The organism is Sulfitobacter sp. 1A15106, from assembly GCF_043556995.1.
GTDB lineage: Bacteria > Pseudomonadota > Alphaproteobacteria > Rhodobacterales > Rhodobacteraceae > Sulfitobacter > Sulfitobacter faviae.
The window spans coordinates 413,022-433,599 of sequence record NZ_JBIFFM010000002.1 but is presented as its reverse complement, the minus strand read 5'-3'; the positions used below and the strand labels follow the sequence as shown (position 1 = coordinate 433,599).

20 protein-coding genes and 1 tRNA gene are annotated in these 20,578 nt (G+C 64.3%); 11 read left to right on the top strand and 10 right to left on the bottom strand.

Translation table 11 applies throughout. The annotated features are described in order from the left end of the window. Positions 1-47: 47 nt before the first annotated feature. Positions 48-1,199 (bottom strand): amidohydrolase, encoded by a 1,152-nt coding sequence (locus tag ACGYKA_RS04730; protein ID WP_394414113.1) that lies wholly within the window; start codon positions 1,197-1,199, stop codon positions 48-50. A 27-nt stretch (positions 1,200-1,226) separates the two neighbouring features. Then, positions 1,227-4,643, bottom strand: a complete 3,417-nt coding sequence (putA, locus tag ACGYKA_RS04725) for a bifunctional proline dehydrogenase/L-glutamate gamma-semialdehyde dehydrogenase PutA (RefSeq protein WP_394414110.1) — start codon at positions 4,641-4,643, stop codon at positions 1,227-1,229. A 107-nt stretch (positions 4,644-4,750) separates the two neighbouring features. Between putA and ACGYKA_RS04720 the strand changes: the two genes are divergently transcribed. Together ACGYKA_RS04720 and ACGYKA_RS04715 are read left to right on the top strand one after the other, a co-directional pair. Continuing rightward, positions 4,751-5,227, top strand: a complete 477-nt coding sequence (locus ACGYKA_RS04720; protein WP_067267484.1) for an Lrp/AsnC family transcriptional regulator — start codon at positions 4,751-4,753, stop codon at positions 5,225-5,227. Positions 5,228-5,305: 78 nt separating this feature from the next. After that, positions 5,306-5,392 (top strand) — tRNA-Leu (locus tag ACGYKA_RS04715). A gap of 14 nt (positions 5,393-5,406) precedes the next feature. On the opposite strand, the gene ACGYKA_RS04710 is transcribed toward ACGYKA_RS04715, so the two are convergent. Further along, positions 5,407-6,948, bottom strand: a complete 1,542-nt coding sequence (locus ACGYKA_RS04710; RefSeq protein WP_394414107.1) for an MHYT domain-containing protein — start codon at positions 6,946-6,948, stop codon at positions 5,407-5,409. 311 nt (positions 6,949-7,259) lie between these two features. On the opposite strand from ACGYKA_RS04710, the gene ACGYKA_RS04705 reads away from it, so the two are divergent. Further along, positions 7,260-7,850: a PAS domain-containing protein gene (locus ACGYKA_RS04705; protein ID WP_394414104.1), complete on the top strand. Its 591-nt coding sequence runs from the start codon at positions 7,260-7,262 to the stop codon at positions 7,848-7,850. Positions 7,851-7,916: 66 nt separating this feature from the next. On the opposite strand, the gene metG is transcribed toward ACGYKA_RS04705, so the two are convergent. Beyond that, a complete protein-coding gene (gene metG, locus ACGYKA_RS04700) occupies positions 7,917-9,629 on the bottom strand; it encodes a methionine--tRNA ligase (protein WP_394414101.1) in 1,713 nt (570 codons plus the stop codon). A gap of 70 nt (positions 9,630-9,699) precedes the next feature. Then, positions 9,700-10,923 (bottom strand): MFS transporter, encoded by a 1,224-nt coding sequence (locus ACGYKA_RS04695; protein ID WP_271689556.1) that lies wholly within the window; start codon positions 10,921-10,923, stop codon positions 9,700-9,702. A 155-nt stretch (positions 10,924-11,078) separates the two neighbouring features. Here ACGYKA_RS04695 and ACGYKA_RS04690 point away from each other — a divergent pair, with 155 nt between their 5' ends. The 3 genes from ACGYKA_RS04690 to ACGYKA_RS04680 are packed head-to-tail and all read left to right on the top strand — an operon-like array spanning position 11,079 to position 13,628. After that, positions 11,079-12,122, top strand: a complete 1,044-nt coding sequence (locus tag ACGYKA_RS04690; RefSeq protein WP_394414098.1) for an aldo/keto reductase — start codon at positions 11,079-11,081, stop codon at positions 12,120-12,122. Then, entirely contained in the window at positions 12,122-12,667 is a 546-nt protein-coding gene (locus tag ACGYKA_RS04685) for a lipocalin family protein (protein WP_394414095.1), read from the top strand. The genes ACGYKA_RS04690 and ACGYKA_RS04685 overlap by 1 nt, the downstream gene beginning before the upstream one ends. 40 nt (positions 12,668-12,707) lie before the next feature. Beyond that, a complete protein-coding gene (locus ACGYKA_RS04680; RefSeq protein ID WP_394414092.1) occupies positions 12,708-13,628 on the top strand; it encodes an EamA/RhaT family transporter in 921 nt (306 codons plus the stop codon). On the opposite strand, the gene ACGYKA_RS04675 is transcribed toward ACGYKA_RS04680, so the two are convergent. Together ACGYKA_RS04675 and ACGYKA_RS04670 are read right to left on the bottom strand one after the other, a co-directional pair. Beyond that, a complete protein-coding gene (locus ACGYKA_RS04675; RefSeq protein WP_394414089.1) occupies positions 13,625-14,320 on the bottom strand; it encodes a DNA mismatch repair protein MutT in 696 nt (231 codons plus the stop codon). The two genes, ACGYKA_RS04680 and ACGYKA_RS04675, sit on opposite strands and share 4 nt — an antisense overlap. 42 nt (positions 14,321-14,362) lie before the next feature. Beyond that, complete coding sequence (locus tag ACGYKA_RS04670) at positions 14,363-14,779, bottom strand: DUF983 domain-containing protein (protein ID WP_247744700.1); 417 nt, start codon at positions 14,777-14,779, stop codon at positions 14,363-14,365. 218 nt (positions 14,780-14,997) lie between these two features. On the opposite strand from ACGYKA_RS04670, the gene ACGYKA_RS04665 reads away from it, so the two are divergent. The 5 genes from ACGYKA_RS04665 (at position 14,998) to ACGYKA_RS04645 (ending at position 17,753) form a co-directional block, all read left to right on the top strand. Then, positions 14,998-15,609: a calcium sensor EFh gene (locus ACGYKA_RS04665; RefSeq protein ID WP_394414086.1), complete on the top strand. Its 612-nt coding sequence runs from the start codon at positions 14,998-15,000 to the stop codon at positions 15,607-15,609. A 46-nt stretch (positions 15,610-15,655) separates the two neighbouring features. Beyond that, entirely contained in the window at positions 15,656-16,252 is a 597-nt protein-coding gene (locus ACGYKA_RS04660) for an RNA polymerase sigma factor (RefSeq protein WP_394414084.1), read from the top strand. Further along, a complete protein-coding gene (locus tag ACGYKA_RS04655; RefSeq protein ID WP_394414081.1) occupies positions 16,245-16,601 on the top strand; it encodes a hypothetical protein in 357 nt (118 codons plus the stop codon). The genes ACGYKA_RS04660 and ACGYKA_RS04655 overlap by 8 nt, the downstream gene beginning before the upstream one ends. 1 nt (position 16,602) lies before the next feature. Next, positions 16,603-17,121, top strand: coding sequence for a periplasmic heavy metal sensor (locus ACGYKA_RS04650; protein WP_394417673.1), 519 nt, complete (start codon positions 16,603-16,605; stop codon positions 17,119-17,121). Between the two features lie 125 nt (positions 17,122-17,246). Next, the gene (locus tag ACGYKA_RS04645; protein WP_394414077.1) at positions 17,247-17,753 is read left to right on the top strand and encodes a hypothetical protein; all 507 of its coding nucleotides are present in this window, start codon (positions 17,247-17,249) and stop codon (positions 17,751-17,753) included. Here the strand turns inward: ACGYKA_RS04645 and ACGYKA_RS04640 are convergent. The 3 genes from ACGYKA_RS04640 to ACGYKA_RS04630 are packed head-to-tail and all read right to left on the bottom strand — an operon-like array spanning position 17,750 to position 20,270. After that, on the bottom strand, positions 17,750-18,298 hold the full coding sequence (locus tag ACGYKA_RS04640) for a TadE/TadG family type IV pilus assembly protein (RefSeq protein WP_394414074.1): 549 nt from the start codon (positions 18,296-18,298) through the stop codon (positions 17,750-17,752). The genes ACGYKA_RS04645 and ACGYKA_RS04640 overlap by 4 nt on opposite strands. After that, positions 18,298-18,837, bottom strand: a complete 540-nt coding sequence (locus ACGYKA_RS04635; protein ID WP_168612391.1) for a TadE/TadG family type IV pilus assembly protein — start codon at positions 18,835-18,837, stop codon at positions 18,298-18,300. Before ACGYKA_RS04635 ends, ACGYKA_RS04640 begins: the two co-directional genes overlap by 1 nt. Next, on the bottom strand, positions 18,834-20,270 hold the full coding sequence (locus ACGYKA_RS04630; protein ID WP_394417670.1) for a pilus assembly protein TadG-related protein: 1,437 nt from the start codon (positions 20,268-20,270) through the stop codon (positions 18,834-18,836). Before ACGYKA_RS04630 ends, ACGYKA_RS04635 begins: the two co-directional genes overlap by 4 nt. Between the last annotated feature and the right edge of the window lie 308 nt (positions 20,271-20,578).

Sequence of the window (20,578 nt, the reverse complement as noted above, 5' to 3'; positions counted from 1 at the left end):
GGCACGGTGGGTCGTCATGACCTTAGCTGCGCCCGCGGGGGCTTCTGTCAAGCGGAACCGAGCAAATCCCGCGCGATCCGCTCAAAAATACCGGCGCCCACGGGGATCAGATCATCGGGGAAGTCGTAATCGGGGTTGTGCAGGGCGGCATAGCCCTCGCCGGGGCCGAGGCAGAGCATCGCGGCCTTGGCATCGCGCCCGAACAGGCCGAAATCCTCGGAGGCGCGCATCGGCAGGTTTTTCTGCCCGTGTGACACGCCAAGCGCGTCCATCGCCGCGGCGGCGATCGCGTAGGCTTCGGAGTGGTTGATGGAGGCGGCGAAATGGTCGGATTCCGCGAAAGCTGCCGTCAGACCATGGGCCTCGGTCACGCGCGCGACTTCGGCGTGCAGGGCCGCTTCGATCTCGGCCAGCGCATCGTCGCGGGTGCTGCGCAGGGTGGCGTAGAGCGCCGCTTCGCCAGGGGCGACGCCAAAGGTCGGCTCACCCATGCGCAGATGGGTGAGGGTGACGAGGCGGAAGTCATCATCAAGCGGCCCGCCGGGGCCGAGCGCTTGCAGCGCCGGGATCAACTCGGCCAGTGCAGGCGCAGGGGAGGTGCCGTCTTCGGGGCTGGCGGCATGGGCGGTCTTGCCGTGCAGGGTGACGGAGATGCCTTTCGAGGCGCAGTTGATCAGCGCGGGCGCGGTGTCGACATGGCCAAAGGGGCGGCCCGGCTCGACATGGATGGCAAAGGCGTAATCGGCGGCGATCTCGGCATAGCTCGGATCGTTCACCACTGCCCGCGCGCCGCTGCCATCCTCCTCGGCCGGTTGGAACATCAGCACCACGCGGCCCTTTGCGACGGGGCGGCGCGCGATCATCCGACCGAGCGCCAAGAGCATGGTCATATGACCGTCGTGGCCGCAGACGTGGGACTTGCCCGGCACCTTAGAGACCCAAGGAATGTCATGTTCCTCGGGGATCGGCAGGGCGTCGAGTTCCGCGCGGAAGAGCACCGTGGGGCCGGGGTTGCCGCTGTCGAAAACTGCCGCTACCCCATGCCCGCCAAGGCCGGTGAGGATGCGCTTAGGCGCGAGCTTTTCCAATTCCGCCGCGATGGTCCGGGCGGTTTCCACTTCCTCGCCCGAAATCTCGGGGTATTGGTGGAGCGCCCTGCGAAACTGCGTCAACTCTTCGATATCGCGGTTCGTCAGCATGGCGCTCCCCCTATTTGCGCAGCCCGTTCAGGCCATCATCCCCAAAAGCTGTGCATTGCCGCCCGAGGCGGTGGTGTCAACACAGACATGGCGCTCGGCGCGGACGCGCGCGGTGTCGGGCTTGCCGCGCAGAAGCGGGATGATCGCCCCCTCGCGGGCCGCCAGCGCCTTGTCGATTTGCCGCGCTGTCTCAGCGTCGCCCCACCAGAGCACGCCGCCATAGGCAGGGCCGGAGGTCAGAGCCGCGGGGTCGATCCGGCCCGTGGCCTCAACCGCGACACCGCCTAAGGCACGCACCGCCTTGGCCTGCGCTGCCGCCGTCTCGGCCCCCGGGCCCATGCAGAGTAGCGCAGGCCGGGGCAGGGTCGACAGGCGGTTGCTCTCGCCGGTCGGCCCGGGCATCGACTGGGTCTCCAACACGGTCGGCTGATGCGCGGGCAGGGCGGGCAGGCTCTGCTGCGCGTTGTCCCATGTGCCGGAAGCCTCCTGATGGTCGGGCGCGGCGAAACGCGGCAGGTAGTTCGGCCCGCCCGCCTTCGGCCCGGTGCCCGAAAGCCCCTCGCCGCCGAAGGGCTGGCTGCCGACGATGGCGCCGATCTGGTTGCGGTTCACGTAGATGTTGCCCGCCTCGATCCGCTCGGAGACATGTTGCACCCGGTCGTCGATCCGCGTGTGCAGGCCGAAGGTGAGGCCGTAGCCGGTGGCGTTGATCGCGTCGATCACGGCGTCGAGCTCATGGCTCTTGAAGGTCGCCACATGCAGTACCGGGCCGAAGATTTCCCGCTTCATGTTGCTGATCCCGTTCACCCGCAGGATCGCGGGGCCGACGAAGGTGCCGCCTTCGGGGGCCTTCATCTCGGCGATCAGCCGGCCTTCCGCGCGAGCGGCCTCGACATGATCGACGATGGTCTGACGCGCGGCATCATCGATCACCGGGCCCACGTCTGTCGACAGATGCCACGGATCGCCCATGAGCAGCGCCTGCATTGCGCCCTTCAGCATGGTGATCAGGTCCTCGGCGATGTCCTCCTGCACGTAGAGGCAGCGCACGGCGGAGCAGCGCTGGCCCGCGGACTGGAAGGCACTTTCGACGATGGCCTGCACGGCCTGCTCGGGCAGGGCGGTGCTGTCGACGATCATGGCGTTGAGGCCGCCGGTCTCGGCGATGAGCGGGGTGCCGGGGGCGCAATGCTCGGCCATATTGGCGCGGATGCGCAGGGCGGTGGCGGTGGAGCCGGTGAATGCCACGCCGTTGACGCGGGCGTCGCCCGTGAGTGCCGCGCCCACCTCGCCGCCGCCCGGCAGCAGTTGCAGCGCCGCGCGCGGCACGCCGGCTTCATGCAGCACCTTGACCGCGAGTTGAGCGATCAGCGGGGACTGTTCAGCCGGTTTGGCGAGCACCCCGTTGCCCGCCGCCAGCGCCGCGGTGACCTGCCCGCAGAAGATCGCCAGCGGGAAGTTCCACGGCGAGATGCAGGTGAAGATGCCCGCGGGCGGCTCGTTGGTCGCCTGACCGGCGTAGTAGCGCAGGAAGTCCACCGCCTCGCGCAATTCGGCCACGCAGTCGGGCAGACCCTTGCCAGCCTCGCGAGCGAGGATAGCAAAAATCTCGCCGTAGCGGTCCTCGAGCATGTCGGCGGCGCGCAAAAGCGTGGCGCGGCGGGTGCTGAGAGGCGTGTCCCAAGGCGCAGCGTTGTCGAGCGCCGTGGCCACATCGGCCTTGGAAGCAGGGCGCACGGTCCCGGGGGAGGCACCCCCTGTGGGGTTGGCGACGGTTTCAGCCGCCTCCGGCGCAGCTTCGCCCGCGAGCAGCGGTGCGGCTTCCCATGTCGCCTCCGCGAAGTGCGCACGGGCTTCTTCGATCGCGGCGAGGGTTGGGGTATGCGCCAGATCGAAGCCGCGCGCATTGGCGCGTTGCGGCTGGAACACTTCCGGGCCTTTCGGGATCGAGGGCACGCTGTCGTGCAACTGGTCGAAGGGATCGGCGGCCACGACCTCGGGCGGCACGTCCTCGTCAACGATCTGGTTCACGAAGCTGGAGTTCGCGCCGTTTTCCAAGAGACGCCGGACGAGATAGGCCAGCAGATCGCGGTGCGCACCGACGGGGGCGTAGATGCGGCAGCGGGTGCCGTGTTTCTGCATAACGATGTCATGCAGGGTCTCGCCCATGCCGTGCAGGCGTTGGAACTCGTAAACCTCGGGATCGTCGGCCATATGCAGCACCGCGGCGACGGTATGGGCGTTATGGGTGGCGAACTGCGGGTAGATGCGGTCGGTCATGCCCAGCAGTTTGCGGGCGTTGGCGATATAGCTCACATCCGTCGCGGCCTTGCGGGTGAAGACGGGGAAGCCGTCGATCCCCTCGACCTGCGCTTGCTTGATCTCGGTGTCCCAATAGGCACCTTTCACCAGCCGCACCATGATGCGGCGGTCATGACGCTGCGCCATGTCGTAAAGCGTGTCGATCACCACGCCGGCGCGGGGGCCGTAGGCCTGCACGACCACGCCGAAACCGTCCCAGCCGGCCAAGGCAGGCTCGCCCATCACCGTGTCGATCACCTCGAGCGAGAGTGCCAAACGGTCGGCCTCCTCGGCGTCGATGTTGAGGCCCATGCCGGCCGATTTCGCCAACAGCGCCAGCGCCCGCAGGCGCGGCACCAGATCGCGCATCACGGCCTCTTCCTGCGTCAGCTCGTAGCGCGGGTGCAGGGCCGAGAGCTTGACCGAAATGCCGGGGTTCTTGCGGATGTCGTCATGGGTGCAGGCATCTGCAATGGCCGAGATCGCGCGGGAGTAGCTGAGATGATAGCGCTTGGCATCGGCCTCGGTACGTGCGGCTTCGCCCAGCATGTCGTAGCTATAGGTGAAGCCCTTCTTCTCCATGCCGCGGGCGCGTTTCATCGCCGCCTGAATGTCCTCGCCCAAAACGAACTGGCGGCCCATCTCGCGCATGGCGCGACTGACGGCGGTGCGGATCACCGGCTCCCCCAGACGTTTGATCGCCGCGCGCAGGTGGCGCACCGGGCCGGGCTGGTCGTCGTCCAGCACGCGGCCCGTCAGCATCAGCGCCCATGTCGACGCGTTGACGAGGCTGGAGGTCGAATGCCCCATGTGACGGCCCCAGTCCGAGGGGGCGATCTTATCCTCGATTAGCGCGTCGATGGTCTCGGCATCCGGCACGCGCAGCAGCGCCTCGGCCAGACACATGAGCGCCACGCCTTCCTCGGTGCTGAGGCCATATTCGGCGAGGAAGACTTCCATCATGCCGGGGGCCGAGGTGCCGCGGATGTCACGCACCAGACCCGCCGCATCGGCGGTGATCTTGGCGCGGTCCTCGGGCGAAAGATCGGCCTGCGCCTTGAGCTCGGTCAGCAGCGCGTCAGGCTCGGCATAGGTGCGCGCGTCGATGGTTTGGCGAAGGGCGGGGGCGTGATCGAGGGCCATGGCAAGCTCCAGTTGATGTTTCGACCAGAATACCGCATGTTGAGAAGGCTAATCGACTTAATATGTATTGTGTAGTGGTCGTTATGACCGAACTAGCGGGGAATCACATGTCAAATGAACTTTTCAATCTGGACCGGTTCGACAGCGCGATTCTATCGGTGTTGGCCGAGGACGGGCGTATCAGCATCACCGATCTTGCCCGCCGCATCGGCCTGTCGAAATCCCCCACCCAAGCGCGTCTGCGCCGGTTGGAGGAAAGTGGCGTGATCCTTGGCTATCGTGCTCTTTTGGACCCGATCCGGCTGGGGCTGGATCATGTCGCCTTTGTCGAGGTGCGCCTGAACGACACGCGCGAGGCGGCCTTGCGGGCCTTCAACCTTGCCGTGGCCAAGGTGCCCGAGATCGAACAGGCCCATATGATCGCGAGCCATTTCGACTATCTGATCAAGGTGCGCACGCGGAACATGTCGGAATATCGCCGCTTTCTGGGGGAGGTGATTTCAACCCTGCCGCATGTGGCCAGCACCTCGACTTATGTGGCGATGGAAGCGGTGAAGGAAACCATGCTGGCCGATACGGCCTGAAGCATCGTGCCAGAACCATGGGGCCGGGGGCATTCGCCCATTTACACCGCCTGCGTGATGCTTATTGTGCGCCCCGATGCGGGCGTGATGGAATGGTAGACATACCAGACTTAAAATCTGTTGGGGCGTAGCCCCGTGTGGGTTCGAGTCCCACCGCCCGCACCATTCTTTTCAAATACTTAGCTTGCCTGAGCCAGCGTCGCAGGCTCTGCCAATTGCGTGGCGCCGGGGATGAAGACGGTAAAGGTCGTGCCCTGACCGAGCGTGCTTTTGACCGTGATGTCGCCGCCATGGGCAAGGGCCAGTTTCTTGCAGATCGCCAGCCCCAGCCCAGTGCCGCCCTCGGCGCGGTCATCGGCGTCTTCGATCTGGGTGAAAGCCTCGAAAATGCGGTCCAGATCCTGCGCGGCGATGCCAACGCCATTGTCTTCGACCTCGAAAACAAACCCGCCCGCGTGCAGGCGCGCACGCAGATAGATGTCCCGCGCCTTGGAGAATTTCAGCGCATTGCCGACGATATGGCCCAACAGTTGCAGGCTGCGGCGGCGGTCAGCGGTGACGGTGAGCGGCGGGGTGTCAATATGCAGCGTGGCCGTCTTGTCATGCGCGGCGCCGTGGTGCTCTTCGACCACTTCTTCCAAAAGCGCGCGGGTGTCGAGGGCGGTCTTGTCGAGCGCGAGGTCGTTCAACTCCATATTCGTATAGTCGAGGATGTCGTTGATAATGGTCAACAATTGCCCGCCCGCGAATTTGATGCGCTGGCCGTAGAGTTCCGCTTGATCGCCCATCTTGGTGAAATGCTCGGACTCCGGTTTTTCATCCGGGCCGAGCTTGGCGAGGTTGTGGCGTTTAAGTTCCGACAGGAAGCTGGCGTAGCCGATGACGATGGTCAGCGGGGTGCGTAATTCGTGGCTCAGCACGCTCATGAATTCCGATTTCGCCCGGCTGGCGCTTTCGGCGGCATCGCGGGCCTTTCGCAGTTCCTCGACGCTTTCGTTGCGGGTGCGGTTTTCGACAACATAGCTAAAGAGCGCGGCCAGCGCGATGATGGCGGCGGTGCCGGCGATGATCAGCGCGATTAATCTATATTCAACCGGGTTGGCGTAAAGCGGCTGCGCGGCCAGCGGGGTGACCTGAAAAGCGGCCATGCCGGTGAAATGGAGCAGGATGATCGCCAGCGCCAAAAGCGCGGTCATCCACAGCACGCTGCCCTTGCCCCCACGGCCCGCCGCGCCAAGCGCGAGGGTTGCAAGGACAACCGCGATGATGACGGAGGCGGTCAGATAGCCCATGTCCCACTGGATCGCGCCCTGCACGCGATAGGCCACCATGCCGGTATAATGCATGGCCGAAATCGCCAGCCCAAAGATCGTCCCGCCCAGAACCGTGGCCCGCCGGGATTTGAGCAGCCCGGCGATGACGACGCCCAGAATCGAGCCGACGATGGCGATGATCAGCGACAGGAAGGTGAGCGAGAAATGGAACGTCGCCGGCGCGTCGAGCTGATAGGCGAGGATCGCAATGAAATGGGTGCACCAGATCGTCACCCCGGCTGTCATCGCGGTCAGATAGCACCAAATCAACGCTTGGCGACGCGGCTGTTCAAGCACATGCCGATAGAGCCGTGCCACCACCCAGCTGCCAAAGATACAAAGAAGTGCTGCAAGCAGCACGAGCCCGAGGTCGTGATCGTGATGAATTGTATGGGCGACCCGGAACATCTTTATCCTATCTGATATTAACACTTGGTTAATTGCTGTCGGAATAGGACGAAAATAAGTCTCTCGCAAGTTCACACTGTGCCTACATTTTTTAACTCCGTGGTAAGACCTTGTCGCTAATCCTCTCCCAAGGTCGGCAGTGGGGCGGGATGAGGCAGAGGCGGCAGATGGCAGGTTCAGGGAAAGGAGGGCGATCGTTTAACCTCTTACGGCGCATGGTCTTTTGCCTGCGGGGCTATGTTTCTCGGATGCTGGGCTCCGCTGTGCGGTGCGGCGCGTCGGGACCCAACGGGCCGCGTGAGAGGGTGAGCATGTCAGCCGGGAATACCGCTGCTGTAGAGGACAGCCTTACCTGGGGGCAGCTCCCGCTGATCTCCATCGTTTTCGCGGCAGAGCGGCGCATGTTTAGGCAGAACCTTGATGGCCCGCCCAAGGCAAGGCTTCGCGGGGCGCTTGTGCCCTCTCTCGGCCCCGCGGGTGGGAAGGGGGCCGCGGGTGAGGCCATCCTATCCCCGGTCAAGGCCGATATGGCCGAAATCGACGTGGTTTTCTCTCCCGATGGGCGCGTTTGCCATGCCAATGAGGCGGCCTGCGGTGTCACCTATGGGCTGGGGGATTGTCTGATCGGGCAGCATATCAGCGATCTGTTCGGGCCGCGGCTTTGCGATGGGGCTGAGATCGGCACGCTTTGGGCGCAGGCGCTTGAGGGGCTGGCCCCGCAGGGCGGCTTTCAAATGCACCCGGGGGAAGAGACGGCCCGCATTGTCCACGGATGGCTCACGGCGGAGCGGGATCCCGAAGGGCGGGGGCATGGCGTCCGGTTTCGGGGTGTCGAAGCGGCGGCGAATGGCGTGGGGCCAGTGCGCGCGGTCTCAGTGGGAAAGCGCGCGCGGCGCGGTTAGCGCAATGCCCGTGCCGCAAAGTGAACCAGCGGCGCATAACCCGCGCCGCTGTTCCTAGATTTCTGATCAGTCGCGCTTACCGGCGAAACGTTCGGCCCAGCTTTCGCGGTGCTCATCGCTGATCTTGGCAAAAAGCACCTCGGGCACTTCAAACCCGTGGCCGGGGGCAAGCTTGCCCAAGGCAGCGGGCACATCGTCGGGCCACGGCATGTCGTCGACCTTCATCGCCGCCAGCATCGAGGCCGAGGCCGTGGGGATGAAGGGTGCGGAAAGCACGGCGTAGAGCGGGATCAAGTTCAACGCCAGCCGCACCTGCGCCGCCGCGCGGTCGGGGTCGGTCTTGAAGGTGGTCCAAGGCGCTTGGGCTTGCAGATATTCATTGCCCGCCGCCCAGATGCCGCGCAGTTCGGCGGCGGATTTGCGGACCTCCATCGCCTCCATCAACGTCTCGTAACGGGCGACGCGGGCGGTGATGTCTTCGATCAGCGCCTGTTCCGCCTCACCGTATTCGCCGGCCTCGGGTACCGCTTCGCCGAATTTGGAGCGGCAGAACTTGGTGATCCGGCTGACGAAATTGCCTAGCACGTCGGCCAAGTCCTTGTTCACGGAGGCTTGGAAATTTTCCCAAGTGAATTCGGCATCCGAGGTCTCGGGCGCATGGCTCAAGAGCCACCAACGCCAGTAATCCGCCGGCAGGATTTCCAACGCCTGATCCATGAAGACGCCGCGCCCGCGCGAGGTGGAGAACTGACCGCCGTCATAATTGAGGTAATTGAAGGACTTGATGTAATCCACCAGCTTCCACGGCTCGCCCGAGCCCTTGATCGTGGCGGGGAAGCTGAGCGTGTGGAAGGGGACATTGTCCTTGCCCATGAACTGGGTGTAGCGCACGTCCTCGGCGCCCTTGTCGGTGCGCCACCAGCTTTCCCAATCGGTGCCCTTGCCCGCATCGACCCATTCCTGCGCGCAGGCGATGTATTCGATGGGCGCGTCGAACCAGACGTAGAAGACCTTGCCTTCCATGCCCGGCCAATCCTGATCGCCGCGTTTCACCGGCACGCCCCAGCTGAGGTCGCGGGTGATGCCACGGTCTTGCAGCCCGTCGCCGTCATGCAGCCATTTCTTGGCGATGGAGGTGGTCAGCACGGGCCAGTCTGTCTTGCTGTCGATCCAAGCGTCGAGCTCGTCTTTGAGCTGGCTTTGCTTGAGGAACAGGTGCTTCGTCTCGCGCATCTCCAGATCAGTAGCGCCCGAGATGGTCGAGCGCGGGTTGATCAGATCCTCGGGGTCGAGCTGCTTGGTGCAATTGTCGCATTGATCGCCGCGCGCATCCTCGAAGCCGCAGTTGGGGCAGGTGCCCTCGACATAGCGGTCGGGCAGGAAGCGCCCGTCGGTCGGTGAATAAATCTGCCGTTGGGAGACCTCTTCAATCAGCCCGCGGTCGGCCAGGGCGCCCGCGAAATGCTGCGTGAGCTTGCGGTTCTGCGGGCTGGACGAGCGGCCAAAGTGATCGAAGGACAGGCCGAACCCTTCGGCGATGCGGGCCTGTGTTTCATACATCTCGGCGCAATATTCATCGACCGGTTTGCCCGCCTTTGCGGCGGCAAGCTCGGCGGGGGTGCCGTGCTCGTCCGTGGCGCAGAGGAACAGAACATCCTGCCCCCGGCCACGCTGATAGCGCGCGTAGAGGTCCGCAGGCAGCTGGCTGCCCACGAGGTTACCCAGATGTTTGATCCCGTTGATATAGGGGATGGCGGAGGTGATGAGGTGGCGTGTCATATAAATATTCCCGTGCTTGGCGCAGCCTTATCGCAAGGGCTGCGCCAGTTCCAGCAAAAGACGGGACCGGTCAGTCGCGGTCCCGCGCGCGGCCCAAGAGCCGCCCGATGAGAAAGCTGGTTCGTGGCGCGTAGACGTAGGGCGTCCGCTCGGCCAAGGTGGGGCGCGCGCGCATCCGGGCAAGGCCAAAGACCACCAGCCCCCCATGCGCCGCCGCGATCATCGCGAAAAGCGCCGCCGCGCCGAAATTATCGATCAGGACCGAGGCGAGATAGGGCGCGCCGATGGCACCCAGAGCGAAAAAGAACATCAGGGCGGCGGAAAGCTCGACCCGCTCGTCGGAACTGGCAAAGTCATGGGCATGGGCGGCAGAGACCGAATAGATTGGAAAGGTCGTGGCGCCGAAGAGCCCGGCCGAGAGCATGATCCCCGCCGTGCCATAGCCCGCGCCCATCACGGTGACCGCACAGCCGCCCATCGCGGCGACCGAAAGCCAGATTAGCACCCAGCGGCGGTCGAACTTATCGGCCAGCATCCCCATCGGGTATTGCGCCAGCGCACCGCCCAGCACGAAGGCGGCAAGAAACCAAGCGATTTGCGGCGCGCTGAGGCCGACTTCTTGGCCGTAGATCGGCCCGACCATGCGGAAAGACGCACTGGAGACGGCGGCCACGATGACCCCCGCCGCCGCCAGCGGCGAGCGGTCAAAGGCGAGGCGCGGGCGCAGCCGTGGCTGGCTGGGTGTTTCGGGCGGGCGGACCTTGGTCAGCGTCAGCGGCAAGAGGGCAGCACAGCAGCCGATGGCCAGCAGGTTGTAAGAGACGTAAGACGCCGGGGCGAGCACGCCCACGATCAACTGCGCGGCAAGCGAGCCGCTCATGTCGACCACCCGGTAAACGCCCATGGTGCGCCCGCGGGTCTCATTGGTAACCTTGGCCTGCATCCATGCTTCGATCACCGTGTAGCAGCCCGCCACGCACATGCCTGACGCGACACGCATCAGCCCCCATGCGTAGGGGTCCACCACCATCATATGCGCCATCAGGCCGATTGATCCGGCGGCGGTGAAGGCGGCAAAGGCGCGGCTGTGGCCGACGCTGCCCATCAACCGAGGCGCCCACCAGCAGCCGATGAAGAACCCCAGAAAATGCGCCGAGCCAAGCATACCGATTTCCTGTCGGCTGAACCCAAGCTGCACGCCCGACAACACGTCGATCGGCCCCACACCTCCGGTGGAGAGTTGCAGGAGGATGACCGAGAAGAACAGGGCGGCGAAGGATATGAGCAGACGCATGGGCGCAGATTGCGTCCATTGCTGCCCAAACGGAAGGCCGAAAACTACCGGGGCCGCGCTTTTGTCGGGGAGCTAGGATCGGCGCGGGCCAATTGCCCTTGCGAAGGCCGGGCAGGCGGCTAGGTTGCGGGCAAATCACAAGCGAGGACCAAAAGATGAAGATGAAAAAGCTCGGCTCTAGCGATATCGAGGTCTCGCATTTCTGTTTGGGCTCCATGACATGGGGCACCCAGAACACCGCCGAGGAGGGCCATGCGCAGATCGACCGCGCGCTGGAGGCCGGGATCAACTTCATCGACACTGCCGAGATGTACCCCGTGAACCCGATCAGCGCCGAGACGATTGGCCGGACGGAAGAGATCATCGGCCAGTGGTTCGCCCGCGACAAGCGGCGAGACGAGGTGGTTCTGGCCAGCAAACACTCCGGCGAGGGGATGCAGCACGCCCGCGACGGCGCGCCGATTTCCTCGGACACGATCCCCGGCGCCATCGAAGGCTCGCTGAAGCGCTTGCAGACAGATTACATCGACCTTTATCAATTCCACTGGCCCAACCGCGGCAGCTATATGTTCCGCAAGAATTGGCACTACGACCCGTCGAGCCAGAACCGGGCCGAGACCATTGCGCATATGGAAGATACGCTCGGCGCGCTGCAACTTGAGGTCGAACGCGGGACGATCCGCGCCTTTGGCCTGAGCAACGAAAGCGCTTGGGGGCTGACCCAATGGGCCGCCGTGGCCGAACGTGTGGGCGGGCCGCGCCCGATCTCGGTGCAGAACGAATATTCGCTGATGTGCCGACTGGCCGATCCCGATGTGTCCGAGACCTGCATCAATGAGCAGATTGACATGCTGGCCTTCTCTCCGCTGGCCGCGGGGTTGCTGACCGGGAAATATCAGGGCGGGAAGGTCCCCGCCGGGTCGCGTCTGTCGCTGAACGAAGATCTGGGCGGTCGGGTCACCCCTCGCGCCTTTGAAGCAGTCGCGGCCTATCTTGATGTGGCCGAGAAACACGGGCTCGACCCTGTGCAGATGGCGCTGGCATGGTGTGCGACACGGCCCTTCATGGGGTCAGTGATCTTTGGCGCGACCAGTCTTGAGCAGCTTGACGTGGCGCTTGGCGGGGCGGAGCTGACCTTGAGCGATGAGGTGATGGCCGACCTTGACGCGGCGCATAAAGCCCATCCGATGCCCTATTGATGGCCCGCCTTGGGATGCATCTGGCGCGGCGGGGGGCCATGTTGCTGCTCTTGGGCGCCCTCGCGGCGTGTAGCGGCGGCGAGGCACCGCCCGCGCAGATCGGGTTTCGCGATGCAGAGGCTTTGATCGGGGCCACCAGCCGCTATGACGCGGCGCGTTTTGGCGGCGAGTGGCAGGTCCGGGCGGCATTCCCCGGTGACGCCGACCTGCAAGCCGTGACCTTTGCGCCGGAAGGGCCGACCCTGATCGAACAGCGCCAGACCTGCGACAGCGCCGGATGCCGCAACACCCGTACCCTTTGGGCGCTAAGCGCAGAGGGGCCGGGCCGTTACACGATGCGCGCCGCCGTCGGCGGGGCCGAGCGGCCTTTCTGGGTGCTTTGGGTCGACGAAGGGTTCCGCACCGCGGTCATCGGCAGCCCCGATGGCGGATATGGCTGGATCCTTGACCGTCAGGCGACAGGCGGGGCGGACCGGATCGCCGCCGCGCAGGAGATCTTGGCCTTCAACGGGTATGACCTCGGGGCCCTAAAGATGAGGCCCTAAGGCACTGGCCCTGCCGCCCGCCTTCGGCCTATAGGCTGTTATGGACAGTGCTTTCGCCCCCGATCTGTGGATGCTCGTCACCCTTGCCGCCGCCGTCTTTCAGACCGGGCGCTTCATGCTGCAAAAGCATCTGGCGACCGATACGCTTTCGGCAGGCGGGGCGACCTTTTCGCGGTTTCTCTATTCCGCGCCCTTCGTGGCGCTGTTGCTGCCGCTCTATCTGGCGCTGAGCGGGCAGGGGGTGCCGCCGCTTGAGGCGGGCTTCTGGCTGTACGGGGCGATGGGCGGCACGGCGCAGATCATGGCGACGGTCTGCGTGGTACTGTTGTTCAAGCAGCGCAATTTCGCGGTGGGCATCACCTTCAAGAAAACCGAAGTCATCCAGACTGTTCTGATGGGCTGGATCGTGCTGGGCGAGGGCGTCTCGGGCGCGGGGTTCGGGGCCATCGCCCTTGGCGTGCTGGGGCTGCTGCTTCTGTCCGGCGGGGCCGAGGCGCGGGGGCTGCGCCTTAGCGATCTGCGCAACCGTGCGGCGGGGCTGGGCATCGCCTCGGGATTTCTCTTCGCGATCTCGGCAGTCTGTTATCGCGGCGCTTCGCTCGCCGTGGCCTCGGGCGATCCGCTGTTGCGTGCGGGCGTGACGCTGTCGGCGGTGGTGTTGATGCAGACGCTGATCATGGCCCTTTGGCTGCGCCTGCGCGAACCGGGGCAGATGCGCCGGGTCTGGGCCGCGCGGCGGGTGGCGGTTTGGATCGGGCTGACCTCGATGGGCGGGTCGCTCTGTTGGTTCATCGCCTTCACCCTGCAAAATGCGGCCTATGTGAAAGCCTTGGGGCAGGTGGAACTGATGCTGAGCATCGCGGCCACGACCCTGTTCTTTCGCGAGCGGATTTCGCGCCGGGAATGGGCGGGAATGTCGGTGCTGGCCCTGTCGATCCTGACGCTGGTTTTGGTGACCTAGCCCGTCATCGGGCGGCCATGCAGGCGCAGGAACAGGCTTTCTTCGTCGTTGTTCTTGAAGAACGGGACCGAGGCGGGCGGCTTGGTGTCGCGCGCACGGGCCGCGACCTCGGCCAATACGACCTCGGTGATGAAGGGCATGTCGAAAGACCGCGCCCGGCTCAGCGGCACCCATTGCAGATGCGAAAGTTCATCACAGGCGGCGTCGAAATCATCGGGGTCGCTGGCGATGTCGTCGGCATCCACCAGAAAGAAACGCGCGTCGAAACGGCGCGGGCGGCCCGGCGGTGTTAGGGCGCGAAACACGAATTGCAGGGCGGAGGCATCGGGCAAATGGCCCGTAGCTGCAAAGCTCTGCCAGTCGGGCGGCACATCCCCCTGCCATGCGCCCTTGCGGCCCAGCACCAGACCGGTCTCTTCCCAAAGCTCACGAATGGCGGCAACGGCGATGGCATGGGCGAGCGACGGTTCGGCATCATCACAAAGCCTGCCGTGGCAAAGCACGTTCACCGGTGCGGCAAGGGGCACATGGGCATCGCCCGCGTCCACTGCCCCGCCGGGAAAAACGAATTTATTCGGCATGAAGGCCGCTTTCGCCCCGCGTTGCCCCATCAGGATATGCGGATCCACATGGCGGTCGCGCAGTACGATCACCGTGGCGGCGTTGCGGATTTTGGTCTTGTCGATGGTCATGCGGTAGCGCTCCGGCAGTCAGGGGCCGAAGGGCAGGCCGCCTTAGTTAGACCGGCCGAAGCCGCCCATCCTTTTGGCCCATTGAAAGCCGATCATGGCCCCCTTCAGTCTGGGCAGAAGGTAAAGCGACAGCGCCGTGCAGCCAACCGCAAAAATGGTGAACAGGGTCAGAGGTTCGGGCCGCCAGACCACATAGGCGATGTGCAGCCCCGGTGCCAAAAGGTGACCGACCAGCAGAATGGTCAGATAGGCCGGGCCGTCATCGGCGCGGTGGTGGTGGAACTCTTGACGGCAAACCGCGCAGTCGTCGTTCACTTTCAGATAGCCATGCAGCAGCTCTCCGCCCCCGCAGGAGGGGCATTTGCCACGCCAGCCTCGCAGCATGGCAGGCAGGCGGGGCCGCTCTTCGCTGGCGTCGGTCTCTGCGGTGTCGGGGGACAATTGCTGGGTCTGTGACATGGGGGCGATCCTCTGGTTGAGGGATAGATGCAGTCTGGGGCGTGAAATGAAAAGACCGGAGGTTGCCGTTGCGGCGCCATGTCGCGCAGGGTGGGGCTTTGCCAATTTTTCCGAAAAAAGTTTGAAAACCTGCGACGGAAGTTTCGGGCCCCGCCGTTTGACCCTGTGATCGCGGCGCAAAAGCGTGAGACGATCTTTAAAAAACGAGGAGTATCAAGATGACCATTCGTACCAATATGAAGATCGCAGCCCTCAGCGGATTGTTGGCCGTGGGTGCCGTGGCCGCCACCGCCCAGCCAAGCGGGCAGGACCGGTTCCAGCAGCTTGACGCAGATGGCAACGGTGCGATTACGCAGGCAGAGTTTCAGGCCCATGCCGAAGCGCGTTTTGCCAAGGTTGATGCCGATGGCGACGGTTTCGTGACCGGCGAAGAGCTGAAGGCCGCAGGCGATGCACGCCGCGCCGATCGCGCCGCCAAGATGGTTGAGCGTTTCGACACCGATGGCAACGGCAGCCTCGACGCTTCCGAATTGGAAGCCATGGGCGGCAAACACGGTGGCAAGCGCGGCGGCAAAGAGGGCGGCAAGCACGGTCATAAGGGCGGTCATAAGGGCGCCCGCATGATCGAGCGTATGGACGCCAATGACGATGGCAAACTCTCGATGGAAGAGATGACGCAGCGCCACGATCCGGCCAAGATGTTCGAGCGTCTGGACAAAGACGGTAACGGCAGCGTCAGCGCCGAAGAGTTTGAAGCGGCGAAAAAAATGCATGGCAAGCGGCACCATAAGGGTGACAAAATGCACCATGACAAGCCGCAGCAGGACTAAATGAAGCTTTGGGCGCGCTTGATCATGGCGCGCCCGGACCTTAGCCATGGACGGGATGCAGGATTTGCCCAACGCGCAGCAAGATGCGGATGCCGAGTTGTTGCAACGCTATGCCAATGGCGATGCGGCGGCGGCGCGGTTGCTGACCGCGCGGCTGGTGCCGCGCCTCCACGGCCATGCGCTGCGGGTGCTCGGTGACCGGGCCGAGGCCGAGGATGTGGCCCAAGAGGCGATGCTGCGGCTCTGGCGTCAGGCGCCGAAGTGGCGCAGGGGCGAGGCCAAGGTGACCACCTGGCTCTACCGTGTCGTGGCCAACCTCTGCACCGACCGTCTGCGCCGCCGGGGGGCGGGGGTGTCTGGGCTCGATGATGTGGCAGAACCTGCCGATCCGACCCCCGGTGCCGCGCAGCAGATGCAGCAGGCCGCCCGTGTGGACGCGCTGCAACAGGCGCTGGCCACTTTGCCTGACAGGCAGCGGCAAGCGGTGGTGCTGCGCCATATCGAGGGTATGGCCAACCCCGAGATCGCCGAGGTGCTGGGCATCGGGGTCGAAGCGGTGGAAAGCCTGACCGCGCGGGGCAAACGGGCATTGGCCGCGCAACTGTCGGCACAACGGGACGCATTGGGGTTTGAAAATGAGTGACTTCGACGATCTGGAAGATTTCTTTGCCGCGGCCCGGGCCAATCCGCCACAGGTCTCGGCCGATTTGCAGGCCCGCGTTCTGGCTGATGCCGAAGCGCATATGCCCAAAGCACCGCGCCAGCCATGGCATCAAGCGCTCTGGCAACTCTTGGGCGGTGCGGCGGGGCTGAGCGGTCTTGCCACCGCCGCGGCGGTCGGGGTTTGGGTCGGCGTGGCACCGCCGGAGGGCATGCCGGATTTGGCCGGGCGGTTCGTGACCGGCACATGGGAGACCGAGACTTCGGACCTCACGGCGGCTGACACAGGCAGCGAATTCGGTGGATTTGGCTGGGACATGGAGGAAAGTTGAGATGACACAGGATCCCACAACACGGCGCAGGCGCCTCATGCGATTGGCGCTTGGTCTGTCGCTGGCGTTGAACGTGATGATCCTCGGCGCGCTTGGCGGGGCGATGTGGCGTCATGGCGGGCCCGGGCCGCGTGGCGCTGGCGATTTGCCGGGGCTGCGCAGCTATGCCTCGCCCTATGTGCAGGCGCTGCCGCCCGAAGCGCGACGCGGGTTGCACGGCAAAATGCGCGCCAGCGGCAAGGCGCATCACCTTGATCGGGATGCGCGCCGCGCGCTTTATGACGAAATACTCGCCGCGCTTCGGGCCGAGCCGTTTGAGGCCGATGTCGCCGCGGCGGTGCTTGCCGCCCAAGGCGACGCCGCAGCAAGTGTTCAGCAGGTCGCCCATGAGGCGTGGTTGGCCGAGGTCAGCGCGATGGATACTGCCGCCCGCAAGGACTATGCCGACAAGCTGCAAGAGCGGTTGGAAGCCGGACCGCCCCGCAAAAAAGCCAAGCGCGAGAACAAGCCCGAGCGTTGAGCAGGCCGGGGGCCGCCCGGGCGCGCGGTCTTGCCCTTTGCGGGATGGCGGGCTAGGCCGAGGGCGAATGAACCCGGCAGGCGGCGGCGATGAGCGGCCCCTTCGCCCCTGAGAAAGCCCGGCCAATGACCGATACCACTCAGACGATGCACAGCGGCACGGAGACCGTGTTGGCCACGGCCAAGGCATCACCCGCGCGGCGGGCGGTGGGGCTGTTGTCACTGGCAGGGCTGGGGCTGCTGCTGATCTATTCCGCGCTGACCCGCTCGCCCGATCCGGTCTGGCAGAGCGTTCTGGTGCTGGTGGGGCTTGGTTTTATCGCGATTGCCGAGGTGATGCGCCGCGCCACCGCCAGCGCGGTGGAACTGACCGAAGAGGCGCTGCGCGATGCCGATGGCCGGGTGATCGTCCGCATGGACGAGATCGCACGCATCGATCAGGGTGCTTTCGCGGTCAAACCCTCGAACGGTTTCCTGCTCAAGACCAACCGCCGCGTGGCGCGGGGCTGGCGTTTGGGCCTGTGGTGGAGCCTTGGCCGCCGGATCGGTGTGGGCGGCATGACCCCGGCCAATGAAACCAAGCTGATTGCCGAGATCATCCGCGCCAAACTGGCCGAGCGTGAGGCCGCTTAACCGTCCGACCAGACCGTGCGTGGCGCATAGCGGGGGCGGGTGAAGACGAAGTTGTGAATGTCGCGCCGCTCCAACCCGGTTTTGAACAGCGGCTCGAAGTCGCGCCATGTCTCAACCAGCGTGACGCGTTCGTTATCGGGCATAACGGGCAGCTTGTCATGCCAATCGCGCACATCGTCGCTGGTCAAAGGCTGAACCGTTCCGCGCACTTGTGACCAATCCGCGTGGTAGCGGTCGTTCGCCTGATCATACCAGATCGAACTGACCCGAAGGGCCGTTTGCCCGGTGCCGCGGGTGAGATACTCGAAAAGCTGTTGCATCCCGCGCAGATAGTCCGCGTCAATCGCCTGCGTCTCGCGCGAAATGGCATCGCCCACGGTGTAGGCCGCCGTCTGGTTGAGGTTGTACATCCGGAAGGTGTCAAAGGTCGAATACATTGCCAGATAGGCCCAGAACATCAGCGGCAACATGATCACCGTCTCGACGGCGATGGAGCCGTCCTCGCGCCCTTTGAACCGGACCAGCAAACTGCGGAGAGCGCGCATCAATTCGGCTCCTGTACGAAGGCCGCGCTTGAGACCATGGAAACACGGCCCGCGCCGTCTTTCTCAAGGGCATAGCCAAGGCCGGTGGTCGGAAAGAAGGGCTCAAACCGTGCGCAGGCGCGCAGCAGCATCAACTGATGCTCGACCCCAAGGGTCCAGCCGCGCACCGGTCTGGGGTCTTCGGAAGTGTCGACGCAATCGGGCGACTGGTCGAAGCTGGCGAAATTGCGCGGGTCCACGCGGATCATCTCAAGGCGCAGGGTCTCTTCGCAGTCATCCAAGAAGATCGCGGCCTCGCAGATTTTGTCCTTGATGGTCTGATGCGTCATCGGGGTATTGGTGTTCAGCCGGATGTAGCGCACCGTCATGTCGAGCCCCCGGTCAAGGAACATGTGGCGGATGGCGTAAAAGCTCATCTCAACAGACATGAGCAGGCAGCCGAAGAGCAGCGGCGACAGGATGGCGAACTCCATCAACATGGCCGAGCCATCCTCATCGCCGCGAAACCGGCGCCATGCCTTGATGCAGCGCTGTATCATTGCGTCAGCCTCAACTGGTTGATCTGGCGGGCGATGGCCTCGAATGCGCTGACGATTTCCACCCCTTCGACGCGGAAGAAATGGCTGTCGGAGGAGGCGCAGTTCTTCATCACCGATGCGCCATGGTCGGTCACTTCAAAGCCGATCGACCAGATCACGATGCCCTTGGCCTTGGCCGCGTCGCAGATGTTGTCGAGCAGGGCGTCGGCCCGGGAGGCGGTATATTTGGTCGAATACCAACGGTAATGCTCGCTTGAGCGGACATTGCGGTTCAGCCACCAGTAAAAGGGGTAATCGCTCCAGTGGTTGTAATGGTCCTGATTGGCATAGACTTGAGGATTGATCCGGCGGGTGGTTACGTTCACCCCGTCGGTCATCAGGATCACTGTTTTCAGCGTGTCGATATCGCCGTAGTCAGCCGGGCGCCCTTGGAAGGCCGCATCGCCGCCGATGGCCTGATTGATCGCGCGGAAGGACGGGTCGAGCAGCGCCACGCCCCATTTCATGCCCAGATGAATGGCGGTGTTCGCGCGGGGCTGGAAATTGGAGATCCGGGCTTTCAGCGCGGCGGCGTTCTGCGAATAGGCGGCCACCTCTTCGTAGTCCCGCTTTGGGCAGCCGGGGTTGTAGATATTGTCATTACGCCCGGTGTTGTCGCCGTGATAGCCGTTCCAGCTATAGCCCGCCTCGAAGTGTTGCATATGCTCATAGCTGCGGGTCTGGCTGATGGCGGTGAGGTCAAACTCGCTGTCGTCGAAATCAACGCAATGGGAGAAGGAATGCAGCTGGGTGACGTTCAACTCATCCATGATGTCCTTCCCGACGTTCACCTGCGCGGTATAGGGCACGACGGAGATTGAGATCAGGTCCGCGTTCTCGGGCTTCAGCACGGTGTCGATGAAGGCATCGCTCGCGTCATGGAGGTTGGCCATTTTGCCGTTCTCGCGCATGGAGCCGGAGATATCGAGCACCATGGAAATCTCGACCTTGTTCACCTTTTCCTCCGCCGTGGATTTGGCAGGGACATGCAGCCGGTCTTGGCCGAATTTGCTCATGAACATCGTGTTGAGGGTGCGCGAGGCATCGACGGTGACGCGGCGGTAGTTCAACCCTTCGTCGACCGTCACGCTGGACACATATTCAGCCAGCCCTGCCTTGTCGAAATAGTCGCGGGCCACGGCCTCGGGGCTGAGCGTCTGGTCAAGGTCCGCCGCCGCCAGAACGGCGCGGTCGGCCACTGCTTGCACCCTTGCGCGTTCGCGCTCATGGTGCATCAGGTCCACGCCGATGCCGCCCATGAGGATCATCAGCAGGATCATCAGAATGGCAAAGACCGTGACCAGCCCGTCTTCTTCGCGCGCGAAGCGGCGCAGCAGCGCGGGCAGGGGCTGCGGGGGATTTTCCGAACTGTGAGTGCTATCGCGCATTGTCATCAACCTCTCTTCCTGTGGCGTCCTGCGGGCGCCAAAGGGAATGGGCGGCATTTGCCTTGCCCTGTTGTGCTGCGGGAAAGTGTCCAGAGTTTGGCGCGTCTGGGGCAATAGGCGGCGCTTGGGGCCGGTATTCGGGGGCGTTTTGGGCCGATTTCCACCGGGCAGGGAGGGTGGCGCGGGTTGCTCCTACCCACGGTTGATAAAGTTTCGCAAATCGCGAGGAATTGGGTCGCGCCCCGCAATGAGGCGTCCTACGGTGCGACTGCATGCCCCTAGGGCAGCCAGATGAGTCGCGCCCGCAAACAAAG

What these genes read in the sequence shown, in the direction of transcription:
- ACGYKA_RS04680 (WP_394414092.1), top strand. Translation starts at nt 12,708, where the DNA reads ATGGACAGTGCTTTCGCCCCCGATCTGTGGATGCTCGTCACCCTTGCC.
- ACGYKA_RS04730 (WP_394414113.1), bottom strand. Translation starts at nt 1,199, where the DNA reads ATGCTGACGAACCGCGATATCGAAGAGTTGACGCAGTTTCGCAGGGCG.
- ACGYKA_RS04675 (WP_394414089.1), bottom strand. Translation starts at nt 14,320, where the DNA reads ATGACCATCGACAAGACCAAAATCCGCAACGCCGCCACGGTGATCGTA.
- ACGYKA_RS04655 (WP_394414081.1), top strand. Translation starts at nt 16,245, where the DNA reads ATGAGTGACTTCGACGATCTGGAAGATTTCTTTGCCGCGGCCCGGGCC.
- putA (WP_394414110.1), bottom strand. Translation starts at nt 4,643, where the DNA reads ATGGCCCTCGATCACGCCCCCGCCCTTCGCCAAACCATCGACGCGCGC.
- ACGYKA_RS04650 (WP_394417673.1), top strand. Translation starts at nt 16,603, where the DNA reads ATGACACAGGATCCCACAACACGGCGCAGGCGCCTCATGCGATTGGCG.
- ACGYKA_RS04705 (WP_394414104.1), top strand. Translation starts at nt 7,260, where the DNA reads ATGTCAGCCGGGAATACCGCTGCTGTAGAGGACAGCCTTACCTGGGGG.
- ACGYKA_RS04670 (WP_247744700.1), bottom strand. Translation starts at nt 14,779, where the DNA reads ATGTCACAGACCCAGCAATTGTCCCCCGACACCGCAGAGACCGACGCC.
- ACGYKA_RS04690 (WP_394414098.1), top strand. Translation starts at nt 11,079, where the DNA reads ATGAAGATGAAAAAGCTCGGCTCTAGCGATATCGAGGTCTCGCATTTC.
- ACGYKA_RS04710 (WP_394414107.1), bottom strand. Translation starts at nt 6,948, where the DNA reads ATGTTCCGGGTCGCCCATACAATTCATCACGATCACGACCTCGGGCTC.
- ACGYKA_RS04665 (WP_394414086.1), top strand. Translation starts at nt 14,998, where the DNA reads ATGACCATTCGTACCAATATGAAGATCGCAGCCCTCAGCGGATTGTTG.
- metG (WP_394414101.1), bottom strand. Translation starts at nt 9,629, where the DNA reads ATGACACGCCACCTCATCACCTCCGCCATCCCCTATATCAACGGGATC.
- ACGYKA_RS04630 (WP_394417670.1), bottom strand. Translation starts at nt 20,270, where the DNA reads ATGACAATGCGCGATAGCACTCACAGTTCGGAAAATCCCCCGCAGCCC.
- ACGYKA_RS04695 (WP_271689556.1), bottom strand. Translation starts at nt 10,923, where the DNA reads ATGCGTCTGCTCATATCCTTCGCCGCCCTGTTCTTCTCGGTCATCCTC.
- ACGYKA_RS04645 (WP_394414077.1), top strand. Translation starts at nt 17,247, where the DNA reads ATGACCGATACCACTCAGACGATGCACAGCGGCACGGAGACCGTGTTG.
- ACGYKA_RS04660 (WP_394414084.1), top strand. Translation starts at nt 15,656, where the DNA reads ATGGACGGGATGCAGGATTTGCCCAACGCGCAGCAAGATGCGGATGCC.
- ACGYKA_RS04720 (WP_067267484.1), top strand. Translation starts at nt 4,751, where the DNA reads ATGTCAAATGAACTTTTCAATCTGGACCGGTTCGACAGCGCGATTCTA.
- ACGYKA_RS04640 (WP_394414074.1), bottom strand. Translation starts at nt 18,298, where the DNA reads ATGCGCGCTCTCCGCAGTTTGCTGGTCCGGTTCAAAGGGCGCGAGGAC.
- ACGYKA_RS04685 (WP_394414095.1), top strand. Translation starts at nt 12,122, where the DNA reads ATGGCCCGCCTTGGGATGCATCTGGCGCGGCGGGGGGCCATGTTGCTG.
- ACGYKA_RS04635 (WP_168612391.1), bottom strand. Translation starts at nt 18,837, where the DNA reads ATGATACAGCGCTGCATCAAGGCATGGCGCCGGTTTCGCGGCGATGAG.